This window comes from Pigmentiphaga aceris (genome assembly GCF_008119665.1).
Lineage (GTDB): Bacteria > Pseudomonadota > Gammaproteobacteria > Burkholderiales > Burkholderiaceae_B > Pigmentiphaga > Pigmentiphaga aceris.
Genome location: NZ_CP043046.1, coordinates 4,799,639 through 4,818,938, shown reverse-complemented (window position 1 = coordinate 4,818,938; position 19,300 = coordinate 4,799,639). Strand labels below are relative to the sequence as shown.

10 protein-coding genes are annotated in these 19,300 nt (G+C 61.2%); 5 read left to right on the top strand and 5 right to left on the bottom strand.

Going from position 1 to position 19,300, the window contains the following annotated elements; genetic code table 11:
* Positions 1-16: 16 nt before the first annotated feature.
* The 5 genes from FXN63_RS20805 to FXN63_RS20785 form a co-directional block, all read right to left on the bottom strand.
* Positions 17-1,231, bottom strand: coding sequence for an SAM-dependent methyltransferase (locus FXN63_RS20805; protein WP_148817108.1), 1,215 nt, complete (start codon positions 1,229-1,231; stop codon positions 17-19).
* A 124-nt stretch (positions 1,232-1,355) separates the two neighbouring features.
* A complete protein-coding gene (locus FXN63_RS20800; protein ID WP_148817106.1) occupies positions 1,356-2,465 on the bottom strand; it encodes a patatin-like phospholipase family protein in 1,110 nt (369 codons plus the stop codon).
* Between the two features lie 17 nt (positions 2,466-2,482).
* Complete coding sequence (locus FXN63_RS20795) at positions 2,483-3,094, bottom strand: chorismate--pyruvate lyase family protein (protein WP_148817104.1); 612 nt, start codon at positions 3,092-3,094, stop codon at positions 2,483-2,485.
* 106 nt (positions 3,095-3,200) lie between these two features.
* Positions 3,201-4,859 (bottom strand): ATP-dependent DNA ligase, encoded by a 1,659-nt coding sequence (locus FXN63_RS20790; RefSeq protein ID WP_148817103.1) that lies wholly within the window; start codon positions 4,857-4,859, stop codon positions 3,201-3,203.
* Positions 4,856-5,875, bottom strand: a complete 1,020-nt coding sequence (locus FXN63_RS20785; RefSeq protein ID WP_148817101.1) for a ligase-associated DNA damage response exonuclease — start codon at positions 5,873-5,875, stop codon at positions 4,856-4,858. The genes FXN63_RS20790 and FXN63_RS20785 overlap by 4 nt, the downstream gene beginning before the upstream one ends.
* Positions 5,876-6,302: 427 nt before the next feature.
* Between FXN63_RS20785 and glgA the strand changes: the two genes are divergently transcribed.
* The 5 genes from glgA to glgX all read left to right on the top strand — a co-directional run bounded on the left by glgA (position 6,303) and on the right by glgX (position 19,299).
* Positions 6,303-7,994 carry a glycogen synthase GlgA gene (glgA, locus tag FXN63_RS20780; protein WP_187394968.1) on the top strand — a complete coding sequence of 564 codons (1,692 nt, stop codon included), beginning with the start codon at positions 6,303-6,305 and terminating at the stop codon, positions 7,992-7,994.
* Between the two features lie 44 nt (positions 7,995-8,038).
* Positions 8,039-11,380: a maltotransferase domain-containing protein gene (locus tag FXN63_RS20775; protein ID WP_148817097.1), complete on the top strand. Its 3,342-nt coding sequence runs from the start codon at positions 8,039-8,041 to the stop codon at positions 11,378-11,380.
* A 111-nt stretch (positions 11,381-11,491) separates the two neighbouring features.
* Positions 11,492-14,848, top strand: coding sequence for a maltose alpha-D-glucosyltransferase (gene treS, locus FXN63_RS20770; RefSeq protein ID WP_148817095.1), 3,357 nt, complete (start codon positions 11,492-11,494; stop codon positions 14,846-14,848).
* Positions 14,845-17,055 (top strand): 1,4-alpha-glucan branching protein GlgB, encoded by a 2,211-nt coding sequence (glgB, locus tag FXN63_RS20765; RefSeq protein WP_148817093.1) that lies wholly within the window; start codon positions 14,845-14,847, stop codon positions 17,053-17,055. Before treS ends, glgB begins: the two co-directional genes overlap by 4 nt.
* Positions 17,056-17,061: 6 nt before the next feature.
* Positions 17,062-19,299, top strand: coding sequence for a glycogen debranching protein GlgX (gene glgX, locus FXN63_RS20760; RefSeq protein ID WP_148817091.1), 2,238 nt, complete (start codon positions 17,062-17,064; stop codon positions 19,297-19,299).
* Position 19,300: the final 1 nt, after the last annotated feature.

Sequence of the window (19,300 nt, the reverse complement as noted above, 5' to 3'; positions counted from 1 at the left end):
ACGCCTCAGGCCCTGGTCACGCATACATATAACGCCGCGACCAAGCCAGGGTCTGCGCGGAACGTCCCGCTTTTCGACACACCACCTGAAACAGCGAGATGTCGTCGCGCTCGAACGCGAAGGCGCACCCAGCCAGATACAGCCGCCAGATCCTGTAAGTCTGCTCATCGACCAAGGCGCGAATCTGCGCGGAGTGCGCTTCATAGCGCGATGCCCACAACTGCAGCGTGCGCGCATAGTGACGGCGCAGGCTTTCCACATCCAGCGCTTCCAGGCCGCCACGCTGCATGCTGTCCAGCACCAGCGCAATGTGTGGCAGCTCGCCATGCGGAAACACATAACGGTCGATGAATTCGCTGGCACCCAATGCCGTGTCTCCGCTGTCCGGGTCGGTCGATGTAATGCCGTGATTCAGTGCCAAGCCATCGTCGGCCAGCAGCTGATTGATACGAGAAAAGTAATCCGGCAGGTTCTTGCGACCCACGTGTTCGAACATGCCTACGCTAGTGATCCGGTCGAAGGTGCCGGTGACGTCGCGATAGTCCTGCAAGCGGATCTCGATCTGGTCGGACAGTCCTGCCGCCGCTACCCGTTCCGTGGCCAATTCGAATTGCTGTCTGGACAAGGTCACGCCCACACAACGAGCACCGAATGTCTGCGCTGCCCGAATTACCAGCGCTCCCCACCCGCAACCAATATCCAGCAGGCGTTGCCCGGGCTGCAATTGGATTTTTCGCAGGATGTGGTCGATCTTCTTCAGTTGTGCGGTGTCCAGGTCTTCATCGCCATGCTCGAAGTAGGCGCATGAATACACCATGCGTGAATCCAACCATAATTGGTAGAACGCATTCGACACGTCATAGTGATATTGAATGGCAGCCCGATCTTCGTCTTTGCCATGTTTGAAATGGCGCACCACACGCGCCAGGGCGCTTTGTTCGGTGGTGCTGCCAGCAAGTGCATAACCCACGGAAATGATGTCGTCCAGACTGCCATCCAGGTCGATCTTCTGTTTGACGTAGGCGTCGCTCAAACTGTCCAGATTGGCGGCCATCAGGTAAGGCAGGGCAGCGGGTTCACGAACCGTGAGCGTCACAGCAGGGCTGTCGAAATTCCCCAGGTCGTGGGTACTGCCGTCCCAGAGCTTGATACGTAGCGGCAACGTATGTCGCTTCCGATTATCAGCTGCCCAGTTTTCAATCTGATGCGAGAGGGTGCGGGTAAATAACATACCGGGACGTCTCCGTTTGAACAGGCTTGAAGTTCAACGCAGTGGGCGTATCGCGATCGATGTTATTCCTGTTTGCTTACAGCTCGCTAACCGCACGCCGCCAGGGATTCAAACGCTGGTGCGCTCAATGCTTGAGATAACGGCCGCGAATATCGGTCGAGGTGCGCTTGCCCACGCTGCTCAGGTTTTCCTTCAGCCAGGCACTGCCGGCGCTGCGTCCGCGATCGCGCAACATGGTCAGGAATCCCCAGTCACTGATTGTCTTCGAAGCGACCGACAAATCCGATAACCAGTCGTCGGCTTGCAGCGAATGCAGACGGATGTACTTCAACTGATCGCGGAATTCGTCTTTGATCCAGCCTTCATCAAGCAGTTTCTGAACAAATGCAATTGCCCGCATCTCGGACAGCAGGGCCGAGTTGAACGTGATCTCGTTCAGGCGATTTTCGATCTCGCCCGACAGGATCGGCAACTGATCCCGCTCCAAGGGATTGATGTGCAACACCAGCACATCGTGGCAACTGCTGTCGTAGAAGAAGGGGTACAGGCTGGGGTTGCCCGCGTAGCCGCCATCCCAGTAGAACTCGCCGCCGATCTGCACCGCTTTGAACAAGGTGGGCAGGCAGGCAGACGCCATGACCGCATCGGCGGTCACATCCGTGCCGCGAAACACCTTGGGCTTGCCGGTACGCACATTGGTGGCCGTCAGATAAAGGCGGGTGGGTGCCTGTTGCAAAGCCTCGAAATCCACATGACGATTCAGAATCTCGCGCAGCGGGTTAAAGCCGAAGGGGTTGAGCTGATAGGGCGAGAACGCACCCGTCATCATCTTCATCCAGTCAAAGATGGGGGCGGCACCCGGGGCCCAGCCCCAGAACAGATTGCCCATGGCCGTGGGTTGGGTCGACCCGAACATGCCCGAGTGACCCGCCACGTCGCGCCAGAAGCCGTCCAGGGCCTGGCGTGCGCCGTCTCTGCCGCCTTGCTGCATGCCGTAGGCCATGACCACGGCGTTCATCGATCCGGCACTGGTCCCCGAGATGGCTTCGAAGCCCAGTCGGCCATCTTCCAGAATGCGGTCCAGCACGCCCCAGGTGAACGCACCATGAGACCCGCCGCCTTGCAGTGCAAGGTTCACCATCCGACTGCCGGCGCTCAATGACGTGCCGGTAGTGTCTTTGCGGGTAGTGGGTGTGGTTGCGACGGATCGAAGTGCGGCGGGCGTAACGGACATAGACGAGCTCCAGTAAGTCAGGCGGCTTGCGGTAGTGCGGGCAGGGGGCGCGCCGTGGTGGGCGCTTCCCGAAGCCAGAAATCGGGCATGAAGGCTTCGGCCACCAGCAGTGGCCGGCCAGCCCGGACGAATACCGAACGACGAGCAAGAAAACGTGGTCTGCAGTTATTGACTGCCGGCGATGCTGACCATGCAAGTTGTGCCACGTCATGCAGCGGAATCGCTCGCTGCAAAATAGCGCTTGCAAACGATGAGCGTTGAATCGTGCGGTCGTGATACAGCAGGTCAGCCAGCGGCCGGCTGCGCAACCGGCGAATGGCCTGCCAGACGGAATGCGAGTCCGCCAGGGGGGTGACGCTGCGGGCAGCTACGCAGGGGTGACCGCTGACCAGCAATACCACTTCACGTACCCACACAGGCGCATGCGCATGCACACCCAGCGCTTCTGCTTCATCGGGCGTGGCCCCTTCGCTGGCCTCCAGCGCAACGCGAACCGTGACCGGGCCCAGCTTGCGCAGTCGTGCAGTCAGCGCACCGGGTGCCGTCAGCCAACGCGCCTGCATTGGTGTGGCGATGGGAGGAGGGCGGTTCAGCCAGGTAGCGTGGTGGGGAGAATATTGGCGATTCATGCAAGAAGGGCGGCGTCGCAGTGGAAGATGTGCAGCTGGGCAACGCGCAGTCGCGCGCCAGTGCTGCACAAGATGCCGGGGCGGCGCTGCGCCCCGGAACACTGCATTATCCCGCAACTGCTTCCGGCAGCAGCGCCGCCAGCGATTCCAAGGTGTCTGCTTCATCCACGGGCTTGTCCTGACGCCAGCGCAGCATGCGCGGAAAACGAACTGCAATGCCGCTTTTGTGTCGGGTGCTGCGATCAATGCCTTCGAAACCCAGTTCGAACACCAGCAGCGGTTTGACGCTGATCACCGGCCCGAATTTCTCGACCACAGTTTTTCGCAGATGCGAATCCACCTTTTTGATCTCGGCATCGGTCAGGCCCGAATACGCCTTGGCGAATGGCACCAGCTTGCGTTCAGGGCTGCCCGGCGGGGCATCCCACAACGCAAAGGTGTAATCGGTATAAAGGCTTGCGCGTCGCCCGTGGCCTGGCTGGGCGTAGATCAGCACGGCATCCACCGTGAAAGGGTCTACCTTCCACTTCCACCAGGTACCGACGTCTTTGGTCCGGCCCACGCCATATGGAGCCTGCCGGGCCTTCAGCATCATGCCTTCCACCCCAAGCGCCCGCGATTGCGCACGTTGTTCATCCAGCCCTTCCCAGGTCTCGGCCTGCAAGGTCGGCGACAGCGCAAGCGCCGGGTGGGCAGCATCGGCGACCACGTGTTCCAGTTGTTCCCGCCGTTCTGCAAGTGGACGGGTGCGCCAATCTTCTCCCTGCCATTCAAGCAAGTCGTAGGCGCGCAGTACAACCGGGAACTCTTGCAGAATGCGATTGCTCAAGACCTTGCGGCCCAGGCGTCGTTGCAATTGTGAGAAGGGCTGGATCTGACCATCACGCATCACCAGGATTTCACCGTCAAGCACCGTGCCTGTCGGCAAGGTTCGCCCCATGTCGGCCAGTTCGGGGAAGCGTTCGGTGACCAGCTCTTCACCTCGCGACCAGACCCAGGCATCGTCTCCGCGTCGCACCAGCTGGGCGCGAATGCCGTCCCACTTCCATTCGACCACCCAGTCCGCAGGGGGGCCCAACAGTCCTTGCAAGGTGTCGGTCGCCACTTGCAGCGGGTGTGCCAGGAAAAACGGGTACGGATGGCCGCTGCGGGCGGGGTCATTGGCGGCTTCGCTTTCCGGGGCAATCAGTGCGGCGAACGCCGCCGCATCGGGGGTGGCCTTCAAGTCGGTGTAGCCGATCATGCGCTGGGCAACCTGCTTGGGGTCCAGGTCTGCCACGCTGGCAAGTGCGCGGGTCACCAATAACCGAGACACCCCCACTCGTAAACTACCGGTAATGATCTTGAAGCACAGAAAGCGCCCACGCAGGTCCAGCTGACGCCACAGCACTTCCAGCATCGATGGCAACAGCTCTGGCGGCTGACCCCGCAAAGGCAACAGCTTTTGTTCGATCCAGACGGCCAGTCCTTCGTCTGTATCGCCATCGGCATCTGGCAACAGCACTGAAATGGTTTCAGCCAAGTCGCCAACCGAGTCGTAGCTTTCTTCGAACAACCATGTCGGGATGCCGGCCGCCTGCGCGGCGATTTCGCGCAGCAGGCGAGTGGGGACCAACTGGCGTGGCTTGCCGCCTGCCAACAGGTAAACCGCCCACGCCGCGTCCGCAGCAGGGGCCTGGCTGAAGTAGACGCGCATCGCTTCCAGCTTCGCATTGCTGGAGGTTGTGCCATCCAGCTGGGCGAATAGGGCGGAAAATGCCTTCATGCAGTTGCCTCCGCAGTGCTTGGGGCAACCTGGTCTATCTCGTCGTCGCCGTACTCGGTCTGGAACCCCTGAGCGTCCAGGCCTTGTTCGCGCAGCCAACGCACCATGACGCCAATCTGCCCGTGCGTGACAAAAACACGGGAAGCGCCGGTGGCGTCGATGGCCGTCTGCAAATCTGGCCAGTCGGCATGGTCTGACAGGATGAAGCCTCGATCCACGCCGCGTCGGCGTCTCGCGCCGCGCAACTGCATCCAGCCGCTGGCAAATGCATCGGCATGATCTCCGAACCGGCGCATCCAGGTCGATCCTCGCGTAGAGGGCGGTGCCAATACCAGTGACCGTGGAATTTCTTCACGTGTGGCGTTGGTGCCGGCGGTGGTCGCGGGCAGGGCGACGCCCATTTCACGATAAGCCTCATTCAAGGGCTCGACCGCACCGTGCGTCAGAATCGGGCCGATGCTTGGATCGAGGCCGCTCAAAATGCGTTGCGCTTTGCCGAACGAGTAGCAATACACCACGCTCGCCCGGCCGGCCTCTGCGTTGGTCATCCACCAGGCATTGATGTCCGCGAATATCTCCCGCTGCGGACGCCAGCGATATATCGGCAGGCCAAAGGTGGATTCGGTAATGAACGTGTCACAACGCACGGGCTCGAATGGCGCACACGTGCCATCTGGTTCCAGTTTGTAGTCGCCGGACGCTACCCAGACTTCCCCTCTGTATTCCAGGCGAATCTGGGCCGATCCCAAAACATGGCCTGCCGGGTGAAAACTGACGCGTACGCCGTGATGTTCCAGGGATTCGCCGTAAGCAAGCGTTTGCAGATTGATGTCGCCCAAACGTGCACGCAGAATGCCCGCGCCCGGTGCAGCAGCCAGATAGTGAGCATGTCCATAACGGGCATGATCGCCATGTGCATGAGTAATCAATGCACGGTCGACCGGACGCCACGGATCAATGTAGAAATTTCCTGGTGGGCAGTACAGACCCTCTGGACGTGCAATAACCAGATCCATGCGAACTCCTCGGCAGCGCTGCACCCGACTGTGCTGCAACGCGGTAAACCTTGCACGAGCAAGCGACATGCCGCACGCGTCCAGGCACCAGATTGGCGCGTATGCGCACGCGTTACTGCTTGATTCACTTTCTCCAAAGTCTCGCCACGCTTCGCTTTACAGCTCATCCATAGCATTTGTGTCAGCCAAGCCCTGTTCTCAGGCACGGTAATGGCTAGAGCAGACATATCTGAAATACACCACTCCGCTCCGTGTCGGCGACACCCATCGACTGATGCCGGAATCGAGATGCAGAACTTACCGATGCGGTGAATTCTGACTTCTGCTTTCGCAGCGGCACATCTTCTGGCAAAAGAGGAGGCGTGGTGACTCAACCAATTACGACGCACAGGTCGACGCGCTTGCGTCCCCGGACTGGAGAAAAATCTTGCGGACCAAGGTTCTGATTGTCGCTTCCGAAGCCCTTCCCCTAGCCAAGACCGGGGGCCTCGCCGACGCAGTAAGCGGCATGGCACTCGCGCTTCGTGAAGCCAACGTCGATGTGACGGTGTTGCTGCCCGCCTACCGCAGCGCCCTGCGCGGTGTGACGGGCGCGCAGACCGTTGAGCATTTTTCAGACCTGCCGGGTGGCGAAGCTACCCTGGTGTCCGCGACGACCACTGCCTGCGATTTGCCTGTTCTGCTGTTGCGTAACGACTCGCTGTATCACCGCGACGGTAGTCTCTACCTGGATGAAGAAGGCCGCGAGTACGACGACAACGCGATTCGTTTCGCCGCATTGGCGCACGCAGCCGCACGCATCGCCGCTGGCAAAACCAGCGTCGACGTTCCGCATATCGTGCATGCCCAGGATTGGCACGCAGGCCTGGTGCCGCTGCTGATGCGCGCCGAAGGTGCAGACCAGGTCAAGAGCGTCGTGACCATTCACAACCTGGCGTTCCAAGGTCTGTTCCCGATGGAGCTGGCCGACGCAATCGGCCTGCCGCAAGATTGCTGCAGCTCGGACGGCGTGGAATTCTGGGGCAAGATCAACTTCCTGAAGGCGGGCATCCGTTACGCCGACCGTGTGACGACGGTCAGCCATACCTACGCGCGCGAAGTACTGACGCCGGAATTCGGCTGCGGCCTGGAAGGCCTGCTGAAATCTCGCGGCAGCGATTTCTCGGCAGTGCCCAATGGTGTGGACATCGACATCTGGGACCCGGCGCTGGACAACTTCCTGCCCGATCATTTCAGCCACGCCGACATGCGCGGCAAAACTACATGCAAGCGTGAACTGCAAGAGACCTACGGCCTGATCGCCGATCCCTGGGCACCTGTACTGGCGATGGGCAGCCGTCTGACGACTCAGAAGATGGCCGATGTCGCAGCCGCTGCAATCCCGTTGGCGCTCGATGCCAATCCTCGCCTGCAAGTGGTGGTGCTGGGCTGCGGTGATCGCCAGATCGAAGCATCGCTGACCGAGATGGCACAGCGTTATCCCGGCCGTTGCGCGGTCAGCATCGGCTACGACGAACGCAGCGGTCACCTGCTGCACGCCGGTGCCGACATGCTGCTGCACGGCAGCCGCTTCGAGCCCTTTGGCCTGACCCCGATTTACTCCATGCGTTATGGCACGGTGCCGGTTGCCTCGCGCGTAGGTGGCATGGCCGACACCATTCTGGACCCGGGCACGCAAGCCGGTGCCGACGCAATGTCCGAGGCCTCGGGTGTGCTGTTCGACGGCGACAGCGTGGACGCCATGTTCAACGCCATCCAGCGTGCCATGGACATGTTCAAGCGCCCCGAACTGTGGCGCGCCATCCAGCGCAATGGCATGACCGCCGACTACAGCTGGGACCTGCCGGCTGGCCAATACATCGATATCTATCGCAGTCTGTTGCCGGCCTCGGCATTTGAAACTCAACCCCTGGTGGCCGTGGCCGAAGCAGTCAAACAAGTTGCGGTTCCGACGCCTGCCCTTGGCGTGGCAACGCCCGACGCCGAAGTAACGCTGCCCAAAACTGTCGTCAACCGTACCGTTGCACCGGGCAAGCCCAAGGCTGTGGCGCGCAAGGATTCGACCGCTCGCAAGGGCGTCACCCGCGATATCGGAGGCATTACCGCGGCAGCCCTTTGAGCGTATTCATTTCCTGGCTGAACGCCGATCCAAAAAGGTTTTCCATGACTGATAGAGAGGCGTTCCGCCCGCGTATTTATTACGTAGATCCCCGCACGCTTGAAGCTTGGAACAATCAGGAGCAAGGCCTTGCGCCGCATGCCTCCTGGTTGTCGACGCTTGATCGGGCCAAAGCACTTGGCTTCGATACCGTCCTGTTCGGCACATTGGCTGCCCATACGGGCGACAACTCCCTTCCCGAGAATTGGCAACGCGCCAGCACCGCATTGGGTGACGCATCGCTTGATGCCGCCATTCCTTTACTCGTGGCGGCAGCGGCAGCGCGTGGCTTGTCCATCTGGTTCGACGTGGTGCTCGATCAGGTTGGTGCAGATAGCGATGCGCATCATGAGCATTTGCATTGGTATCGCCGTGTGCTCGACCCCGATCGTGATGCGCTTGACCCGCGTCAGGGTTTTGGTGCGCGACATGTGGCCGAACTGCTGCTTGAGGGTGGACAGCTTCCGAGCGGATTTGCCGAGACATGGTCGGCGCGCCTGACTGCCTGGGGCGATGCAGGCATTGCCGGATGGCGTTTCCTTGGTGCCCAGCGCCTGCCTGCGCAGGCATGGGCGTCGATTCTTGACCCTGTTCGTGCCCGCCATCCTTCGATCAAGGCAACTGCCTGGACGCCTGGTATCAGTGCCGAGGGCGTGCACGGCTTGAAAACGGCCGGCTTTGATGCGGTCTACGCGTCCTTGCCGTGGTGGGATTTTCGCGCGCCCTGGATGCTGGAAGAACATGCCAGATTGTCTGCCGTGGGTGCAGTAATCGCGCCAGTGGAAGACCCGCTGCGAGTGCGGCCGGGCCAGCCCGCTACGCGTGAAGATGCGTGCCGTGTGTTGTGGACGGCTGTGGCAATCGGCGATGGCATATTGGTGCCCGCCGGCTTCGAAGGCGATGCAGATTCCGCCGACGAGCTGGCGTCTGAGATCATTGCGGCAAACCAGAGTCTGGCGGGTGTGGACGTGCCGCTTGCACCGCCGCGTCAGCTGACCGGACCGGATGCTGCCGTCGGTGCCTTGTTGCGCGCGCCAGTGCGGCCTGCGCAGGAAGACGCGCGTTCGCCAGCACGTACTGCCACCTTGACCGTCTTCAATCCGAACGACAGACAAGCTGTGCCCTTGTCCTGGCAGACCGTGCAGTCGCGCTTGCCCGATGACTACAGCCACATTGACGTCACCAATGCGCCCACTACGCTGCAAGGCGCAGAAGTGGTGCACGTGTCGGCACGCAATCTGCCTGCGGTACGTCTGGCGGCAAGACAGCTGGCACCGGCCGCGCAGCGCAAGCGCCTGGCAACTGCGCTGGCACGTCCACGCATGGTGATCGAAGCCGTATCGCCTTCGGTGGATAACGGCGCGTATCCGGTCAAACGCACGGTTGCGCGCCCGGTTCGGGTCGAGGCCGATGTCTTCACCGATGGCCACGAGAAGATCGGTGTGGCGCTGTGGTGGCGGCCCGTCGATACGGTCGAATGGACGGAAGTACGCATGAGCCTGGTCAACAATGACCGCTGGGCCGGCAGCTTCTCGCCCGAACGTCTGGGGCGTCACGAATTCACGGTAGTCGCCTGGCGTGATCGCTTCGCCACCTGGCGCGACGAAATGGCCAAGAAGGTCAAGGCTGGCATCGACGTGTCGGTGGAAGCGCGTGAAGGCAAGGTGCTGATTGCCGAGACGCTGGCTGCCGTGGGTGATCGCGAACACAGCGAACTGGCTGCGCTGGCGGATTCTTTGAATATCGACCCGAAGGCCACTCACGCCCCGACACCGCCGGCAGCAGGCAAGACGGGCCGCAAGAAGCCGATCGCGCCGCTTGATCCGGCCGAACTGGAGATTCTGCTTTCCGATGCGCTGGCCGACGCCATGCTGCCTTTGGAATTGCGCGAATTCCAGCTGGTGCACGCACCTGCACTGCCTTTGCTGGTGGAACGTGAAGCCGCCGGTTTCTCCAGCTGGTATGAATTGTTCCCTCGTTCGCAAAGCGGCGACGTCAATCGCCACGGTACCTTCGACGACGTGATTGCCCGTCTGCCGATGGTGCGCGACATGGGCTTTGATGTGCTGTACTTTCCGCCCATCCACCCGATCGGCCGACAGCATCGCAAGGGGCGCAACAACAGCCTGACTGCCGGGCCGGACGATCCGGGCAGCCCGTATGCCATTGGCTCGGAGGCAGGTGGCCACGATGCGCTGCATCCGGAACTGGGCACCGTGCAGGACTTCCGGCGCTTGTTGAAAGCAGCCCGTGAGCATGGTCTGGAAATCGCACTCGATTTCGCCATTCAGTGTTCTCCCGACCACCCGTGGCTGCGCGATCACCCGGAGTGGTTTGCATGGCGGGCCGATGGCACGATCAAGTACGCAGAGAACCCGCCGAAGAAATACGAAGACATCGTCAACGTCGAGTTCTATCCGCCCGGCAGCCATCAGGCAGCAGATGCCTCGCAAGGCCCGGCAGGTGGTCTGTGGCAAGCCTTGCGTGATGTGGTGCTGCACTGGGCGCGCGAGGGTGTTCGTACGTTCCGTGTCGACAACCCGCACACCAAACCCCTGGCATTCTGGGAATGGATGATCGCCGAGGTGCAGGCGCAGTATCCCGATACGCTCTTCCTGTCGGAAGCGTTCACCAAACCCAAGATGATGTATCGCCTGGCCAAGGTGGGGTTCTCGCAGTCGTACACCTACTTCACCTGGCGCGAATTTGCAGGCGAAATGCGTGAGTACCTGGAAGAGCTGAATCAGGCACCTGTGGCCGATTTCTTCCGCCCGCATTTCTTCGTCAACACACCCGATATCAACCCACGCTTCCTGCAACGATCAGGACGTGCCGGGTTCCAGATTCGTGCCGCGTTGGCGGCTACCTTGTCCGGTCTATGGGGGGTATACAACGGCTTCGAGCTGTGCGATGCGGCACCCGTGCCGGGCAAAGAGGAGTACCTGGATTCGGAGAAGTACGAGATCCGGGTGTGGGACTACCAGCGCCCGGGCAACATCGTTGCCGACATCACCCGCCTGAACCTCATTAGACGTGCGAACCCGGCCTTGCATACCCACTTGGGACTGCGTTTCCACAACGGTGACAACGACCAGATGCTCGTCTATTCCAAGTCCACGCCCGAGCGCGACAACGTGGTGCTGGTGGCTGTGAACATGAATCCGCATGCGCCGCAGTGGACGCGCGTCGAGCTGGCACGTGGCGACTTCGGGCTGCCCAACGATGCTGCCTTGCAGGTGGAAAACCTGTTGACCGGCCAGCGCGAAACCTGGACTGAATGGCATCGGGGCATTTACCTGGACCCGAGCCAGCCGTATGCAATCTGGCGCATTTCGGTAGGACCTTGAGCAGGCTTCTGCATGGGCTCAAACATGAGCCCATGCACCGACCGATGAAAGGCATACCAAGCGATATATAAAGCGGCGCACCGCCGCATACAAGCGGAAGAACAGACACCCATGGAAAACAGCGCTCCGCAAGTCAATACGTCGAACCAGGACGATCCGACCTGGTACAAAGACGCCGTCATTTATCAGTTGCACCTGAAGTCATTCTTCGATTCCAACAATGATGGCATCGGTGACTTCCCCGGCCTGATTTCCAAGTTGGACTACATCGCGGAACTGGGTGTCGACACCATCTGGCTGCTGCCGTTCTATCCGTCGCCGCGTCGTGATGATGGGTACGACATTGCCGAGTACCGTGGTGTGCACGACGATTACGGCACTATTGCAGACCTGCGTCGCCTGATTGCGGAAGCGCACACGCGTGGCATTCGCGTGGTGACCGAACTGGTGATCAACCACACCTCTGATCAGCATCCGTGGTTCCAGCGCGCGCGCAATGCGCCGCCCGGATCGCCCGAGCGCGACTTCTATGTGTGGTCCGACAATGACCAGGCCTATTCGGGCACACGGGTTATTTTCCTGGATACCGAAAAGTCCAACTGGACCTGGGACCCGGTCGCCAATGCCTACTTCTGGCATCGCTTCTATTCGCATCAGCCCGACCTGAACTTCGACAATCCGCAGGTGCTGAAAGAAGTGCTTGGGGTCATGCGTTTCTGGCTCGACCTCGGGGTCGATGGCCTGCGTCTGGACGCCGTGCCTTACCTGATCGAGCGCGAGGGCACCAACAACGAGAACCTGCCCGAGACGCACAACATCCTGAAGCAGATTCGCGCGAATCTGGATGCGTCCTACAAGAACCGGCTGCTGCTGGCAGAAGCCAATCAGTGGCCCGAAGACGCACAGGAGTATTTCGGGCAGGGCGACGAATGCCATATGTCCTTCCACTTCCCGCTGATGCCGCGTATGTATATGGCCATCGCGCGTGAAGACCGTTTCCCGATTACCGACATCATGCGGCAGACGCCCGACATTCCGGGCGACTGCCAATGGGCAATTTTCCTGCGCAACCATGACGAGCTGACGCTTGAGATGGTGACCAGCGCGGAGCGTGATTACCTGTGGAATTTCTACGCTGCCGACCGACGTGCGCGGATCAACCTGGGCATTCGTCGCCGCTTGGCACCGCTGCTGGAACGTGATCGCCGCCGCATCGAATTGATGAACAGCCTGTTGCTGTCGATGCCTGGTACGCCGGTGATCTATTACGGCGATGAAATCGGCATGGGTGACAACATTCACCTGGGTGACCGCGATGGCGTGCGCACACCGATGCAATGGTCGCCTGACCGCAATGGCGGTTTCTCGCGTGCCGACCCGGAAAACCTGGTGCTGCCCGCGCTGCAAAGCCCGCAATACGGCTTCCAGGCGGTGAACGTGGAAGCGCAGCACCGCGACCCGCATTCGCTGTTGAACTGGATGCGCCGCATGCTGGCCAAGCGTCGCCAGCATCAGGCTTTCGGTCGGGGTTCGCTGAACTTCCTGTACCCAGGCAACCGCAAGATTCTGGCGTATGTGCGCGAGTACGAAGGCGACACGATCCTGTGTGTGGTCAATCTGTCGAATGCCCCACAGGCAGTCGAACTGGACTTGTCCACCTACCAAGGTCGGGTACCCGTTGAGCTGCTGGGTGGAACGCCGTTCCCGCCGATTGGCGAACTGACCTACCTGCTGACCTTGCCGCCTTACGGCTTCTATTGGTTCGAGCTGAGTTCGGAGGCCGCACCGCCGTCCTGGCATACCCAGACCTCGGAACAGATGCCCGAGTTCGCGACCCTGGTGCTGCGTGACCGCGAGGGCTATCAATTGATGGAAGGTTCGCGCAAGTCGCTCGAACTGGAAGTCTTGCCTGCTTACCTGGCGCGTCGTCGCTGGTTTGCGTCGAAGGATCGGCATCTGGATTCCGCCCGCGTGGTGCACGCCGCACCGCTTGCGGGCAATCGCGGCGACCTGTATTTCGCCGAGATCGAAGCGGTTGTCGAAGGGCAACCCGAGCGTTATGCACTGCCGGTCAAGCTGGTGTGGGACGACAACATGTCCCCGCTTGAACAGCAGCTTGCGCTGGCCGGTGTGCGTCGTGGTCCGCAGGTCGGCAAGATGACCGACGCGTTCGCCACACCTGCCTTTGCGCTGGCCATGATCGAGCATTGGCGCAAGCGCAGTGTGTTGAAACTGGGGACGACCGCTGAACTGGTGTTCCGCACCGAACCCGGCCTGGACGACATCGTTTTCTCTGAGCAACCGGTTATCAATTGGTTGTCGGCCGAGCAGTCCAACAGCTCGCTGATCGTCGACGCGAAGCTCATGCTGAAGGTGGTGCGCCGCATCGTGCCGGGCATCCACCCGGAAGCCGAGATGACGCGTTATCTGACCGCACGCGGCTACCGCAACATTGGTGCGCTGGTGGGTGAGCTGGTGCGCATCGGTGAAGGCGGAACGCCCTACACGCTGGCCATTTTGCAAGCCAATATTCCCAACCAGGGCAATGCCTGGGAATGGACCCTGAATTATCTGAACGGCACCTTGGACAACGCGGCCTTGACGGGTGAAACCGTTGATAGCTACGAAGAAGAACTTGCTGGGTACGGCGCATTGGCTGCCGCAATCGGTACCCGAGTTGCCGAGCTGCACGCCGTGCTGGCTGCGCCGTCGGACGACGAGGCATTTGCACCGCAGACGCTGGATGCATCGGCCGTGAAGACACGTGCCGAAGAAGTGCGCGACATGCTGGTGAAGGCCTTGGATGCATTGGCCCAGCCCCGCGAATGGGCGGACCCGGCCGTGCGTCAATTGGCTGAAGACCTGATCACCAAGCGCGAAGACTTGTTCGACGTGATTGGTCGCCTTGCCGACTTCGGCGTGGGTGACAAGCAGATCCGTATCCACGGCGACTTCCATCTTGGTCAGGTGCTGGTCGCACAGAGCGACGCCTACTTGATCGACTTCGAGGGCGAGCCTGCCAGGCCAGTCGAGGCACGCCGCAAAAAGAGCAGCCCGATGCGCGATGTGGCCGGTTTGCTGCGTTCCTTCGATTACGCCGTGGCATCGCTGGACAAGCCCGAGGACCCGGCCAAGGTGCAGGCTGACCCGGCCAGCGCATCGGCGGTCCCTGCGGCGCAGACCGTGCGCCAGCGTCGTCTCGATCTGCTGGGCCGCTTCCGTGACAGCGCGTCCCGTGCCTTCCTGGATGCGTATTTTGCAAGCGCACGCAGCGCCGAGCATCCGTGGTTGAACACGCAGACCGAAGGTGCCGCGCTGGATCTTGCCTTGGTTGAGAAGGCAGCCTATGAAATCGTCTACGAAGCAGCCAATCGACCCACCTGGATCGGTATCCCCGTGCGAGGTCTGCATGAGCTGGCCTCCCGATTGCTACACCCCGAACACCATGCCACTGAGAAACAACGATGACCGCGACGTCTGAGACGGATTACGTGCTGGCCGACGCGCTGGCTCGCGACATCGACCTGCTTGCGCGCGCCCAACACCACGATCCTTTTGCCGTACTCGGCGTGCATCGCACGCCGGGTGGCACGGAGGCACGTGCCTTCCTGCCGGGTGCCGAATCCGTCACCCTGATCACTCACAACGGCAGCGACATCGAGCTTCCGTCCGTACGTGACGGCATGTTTGCCGCGCTGCTGAACACTGACTTGAACGCTGGCCAAGCCACGGCCTACCGCCTGCGTATCCAATGGCCTGGCGGCATTCAAGACACGCATGACCCCTACGCCTTTGGCGTGCAGTTGCCTGCCGACGGCTTGCAAGCCTTGTCCGAGGGACGCCACCCTGAACTGGATCGCATGCTTGGCGCGCACCTGGTCGACGTCGATGGCGTGGCCGGCGTGCGCTTCGCCGTATGGGCACCCAATGCCCGTCGCGTATCGGTAGTGGGCGATTTCAACAGCTGGGACGGCCGCCGTCACCCGATGCGGGTGCACTTCGGCGCGGGCGTCTGGGAATTGTTCATTCCAGGCGTGCGTGCAGGGTCTGCCTACAAGTTTGAAATTCTGGGATCGGACGGCCAGGTGCGTACCAAGGCTGACCCGGTGGCGCATCAGGCCGAGGTGTCGCCCGCAACTGCCTCGGTGGTGTCCGCTGCGGAAGACTTCGTGTGGAACGACGCGGCCTGGATGGCGGGCCGTGGGCCGCGCCAGCAATACGACGCGCCGATGTCCATCTACGAGGTGCAAGCAGGGTCGTGGCTGCGCGACACCAAGCCCGGTGACTGCACCTGGGACACCCTGACCGACAGGCTGATTCCCTACGCGGTCGAGATGGGCTATACGCACATCGAATTGATGCCTGTGATGGAACACCCCTTCGGGGGGTCATGGGGGTATCAACCGCTGGGCATGTTTGCGCCCAGCTCGCGTTTCGGATCGCCGGAAGCGTTTGCGCGCTTTGTCGATCAATGCCATCAGGCAGACATCGGTGTGATTCTGGATTGGGTACCTGCCCACTTCCCGAACGACGCACACGGCCTGGTGCAATTCGACGGCACCGCGCTGTACGAATACCAAGACCCGCGCGAAGGTTTCCATCCAGACTGGAACACCATGATCTACAACCTCGGTCGCAACGAGGTACGTAATTTCATGATCGCCAGTGCGCTCACCTGGTTGGAGCGTTATCACATCGACGGGCTGCGCGTGGATGCCGTGGCCTCGATGCTGTATCGCGATTACAGCCGCAAGGCAGGCGAATGGATTCCGAACATTCATGGTGGCCGCGAGAACTACGAGACCATCGCCTTCCTGCGTGAACTGAACACCACGGTGCGCGAGCGTGTGCCGGGCGCAGTCACCATTGCCGAAGAATCGACGGCCTGGCCAGGCGTCACGGCACCAGTAGAGCAGGGTGGCCTGGGCTTCCACTACAAGTGGAACATGGGCTGGATGCACGACACCTTGCACTATGTCGAACTGAATCCGATCTATCGCCGCCACCATCATCACAGCATGACCTTCGGCATGGTCTACGCGCATACCGAACACTTCGTGTTGCCCCTGTCGCACGACGAAGTGGTGCATGGCAAGGGATCGCTGATCGGCAAGATGCCCGGCGATCGCTGGCAGAAGTTTGCCAACCTGCGTGCTTACTACGGCTTCATGTGGGCGCACCCGGGCCGCAAGCTGATGTTCATGGGCGGTGAGCTGGCCCAGGTGGCAGAGTGGAATCACGATGCCGAAATTGCCTGGGGCAGCTTGGAAGACCCCTTGCACGCAGGCGTGCAACGCCTGGTGCGCGACTTGAACCGCACGTATCGACAGATTCCCGCGCTGCACACGCGCGACGACGTACACGAAGGCTTTGCATGGTTGATTGGCGATGACGCCAACAACAGCGTGTTTGCATTCCTGCGCCGCGACGCTTCGGGTGACGTGCTGGCGGTCAGCAGCTTCACCCCTGTCGTGCGCGAAAACTATCGCATCGGCGTGCCGCACGGCGGCCGCTGGCGCGAGGTGCTCAATACCGATTCCGCTTCATACGGAGGCAGCGATGTCGGTAATGCCGGGGCACGTCAGGCGGAAGAAATTCCTGCCCACGGTCATCCTTTCTCGCTGTCACTGACCCTTCCCCCCCTTGCTACCTTGCTCTTGCAGCCCGAAGGATAAACACCCATGTCAGCCTCCTATCCCGACCGCCTGCTGGCAGGCCGCCCCTATCCGCTCGGCGCTACGTCCGACGGCCTGGGTGTCAATTTTGCGGTGTTCTCGGCCAACGCCACCCGCATGGATCTGTGTATTTTCGACCCCACCGGTCGCAAGGAATTGAAGCGGCTGCAATTGCCCGAATGCACGGACGAGGTCTGGCACGGTTATCTGCCCGATGCACACGCCGGGCTGGTCTACGGCTTCCGTGCGCATGGTCCGTACGATCCGCGCAATGGTCATCGCTTCAATCCGAACAAGCTGCTGCTCGATCCCTACGGCAAGAAGATGCTTGGCCAGATTCGCTGGACCGATGCCTTGTTCGGTTATCGCATGGGCCACGGTCGCGGCGACCTGAGTTTTGACCGTCGCGACAGCGCACCGGCAATGCCCAAGTCCGTGGTGGCGGACGATGTTTTCAACTGGGGCAGCAGCCGTTCACCGGAAACGCCCTGGGCTGAAACGGTGATCTACGAAGCCCACGTGCGTGGCGTATCGGCGGGGCGTTCCGACATTCGTGGCAACCAGCGTGGCACCTTCGCTGGCCTGGCCGACCCTTACTTCATCGAACATATTCAGAAGCTGGGCGTGACTGCCATTGAGCTGCTGCCGGTACATGCGTTCTCGCAGGACCAGTTCCTGATCGAACGCGGACTGCGCAACTACTGGGGCTACAGCACGCTGTCGTACTTCGCACCGGAACCCGCCTATATGTCGAGCGGTGGTCTGGACGAAATGCGCGTGGCCATCCGCCGCCTGCACGCGGCCGGTATCGAGGTCATTCTGGATGTGGTCTACAACCACACCTGCGAAGGCAATCATCTTGGCCCGACGCTGTCATGGCGTGGCCTGGACAACGCCAGCTACTACCGCTTGATGCCGGACGATAAGCGCTACTACATCGATGAAACCGGTTGCGGCAACACCGTGAACATGTCGCACCCACGTGTCATTCAGATGGTGATGGATTCGCTGCGCTATTGGGCGACTGCCTACCAGGTAGACGGCTTCCGCTTCGATCTGGGCGTGACCCTGGGTCGTGAGCCCAATGGCTTCGACCCCGGTTCGGGCTTCTTCGATGCCGTGCGCCAAGACCCGCTGCTGTCACGCCTGAAGCTGATTTCCGAGCCTTGGGACGTGGGCCCTGGCGGTTACCAGGTGGGTAATCACCCGCCAGGGTTTGCCGAGTGGAACGACAAGTTCCGTGACGGCGTGCGTCGCTTCTGGCGCGGCGAGCCGGGTCAGTTGCCTGATCTGGGGGCGCGTCTGCTTGGCAGCGGTGACTTGTTCAATCACCGCCATCGCCGCCCGTGGGCAAGTCTGAATTTCCTGACCTCGCACGACGGCTTCACGCTGCATGACTTGGTCAGCTACAACGAAAAGCACAACGAAGCCAACGGCGAAGAGGGCCGCGACGGCCATAGCGAGAACCTCAGCAACAACTGGGGGGCTGAAGGCCCGACGGACGACGCAGGCATCAATGAGACGCGTGGCCGCGTCAAACGTGCTTTGCTGGCAACCATGCTGTTCTCGCACGGCACGCCAATGCTGCTGGCCGGTGATGAATTCGGCAATACGCAAGGCGGCAACAACAACGCCTACTGCCAGGACAACGAAATCTCCCACCTGGATTGGGACACTGCCCGTTCGCCGGAAGGCCGCGAGCTGACCAGCTTCGTGGCCAAGCTGGTGCAGGTACGGCGCAATCACCCCAGCCTGCGCAGTGCCACCTTCGTGATCGGCGATCAGGAAGTCTATGACGGCTTGATCGCCGTGGGTTGGTTCAATGCCAATGGCGAGTGGAATCACGATGGTGCCTGGCACGACCCCGAGAACCGCACCTTGGCCCTGCGCCGCACCACCCGCGACGAGCGCGGTGGTCTGGACGTCACCATGTTGTTGATCAATGGTGGCGCGGACGCGGTTGATTTCAAGATGCCCGATCCGCAACTGCAATGGAAGTTGGTGGTCGATACGGCGGAGCCTGATGCCGATATCTACGTGTCGGTGGATGGACCCGTTTCGGTGCAGGGGCGCTCGGTGGTCTTGCTGAGTGGCTTGCCCTTGGATGCGCCTTTCGAGGACGCGCCGGATGAATCGAAGGACGCCAACGCGGAACAAAAGCACGACCAGGCACACGACCAACCGAACGACCAGACCAACGATCAACCCGACAACCAGCCGGCTGATTCGCCGCCGACGGAGTAAG

Bases quoted from the DNA above. Each gene is read 5' to 3' on its own strand.
- treS (WP_148817095.1), top strand. From the start codon at position 11,492: ATGGAAAACAGCGCTCCGCAAGTCAATACGTCGAACCAGGACGATCCG.
- glgB (WP_148817093.1), top strand. From the start codon at position 14,845: ATGACCGCGACGTCTGAGACGGATTACGTGCTGGCCGACGCGCTGGCT.
- FXN63_RS20800 (WP_148817106.1), bottom strand. From the start codon at position 2,465: ATGTCCGTTACGCCCGCCGCACTTCGATCCGTCGCAACCACACCCACT.
- FXN63_RS20795 (WP_148817104.1), bottom strand. From the start codon at position 3,094: ATGAATCGCCAATATTCTCCCCACCACGCTACCTGGCTGAACCGCCCT.
- FXN63_RS20790 (WP_148817103.1), bottom strand. From the start codon at position 4,859: ATGAAGGCATTTTCCGCCCTATTCGCCCAGCTGGATGGCACAACCTCC.
- FXN63_RS20785 (WP_148817101.1), bottom strand. From the start codon at position 5,875: ATGGATCTGGTTATTGCACGTCCAGAGGGTCTGTACTGCCCACCAGGA.
- glgX (WP_148817091.1), top strand. From the start codon at position 17,062: ATGTCAGCCTCCTATCCCGACCGCCTGCTGGCAGGCCGCCCCTATCCG.
- FXN63_RS20805 (WP_148817108.1), bottom strand. From the start codon at position 1,231: ATGTTATTTACCCGCACCCTCTCGCATCAGATTGAAAACTGGGCAGCT.
- FXN63_RS20775 (WP_148817097.1), top strand. From the start codon at position 8,039: ATGACTGATAGAGAGGCGTTCCGCCCGCGTATTTATTACGTAGATCCC.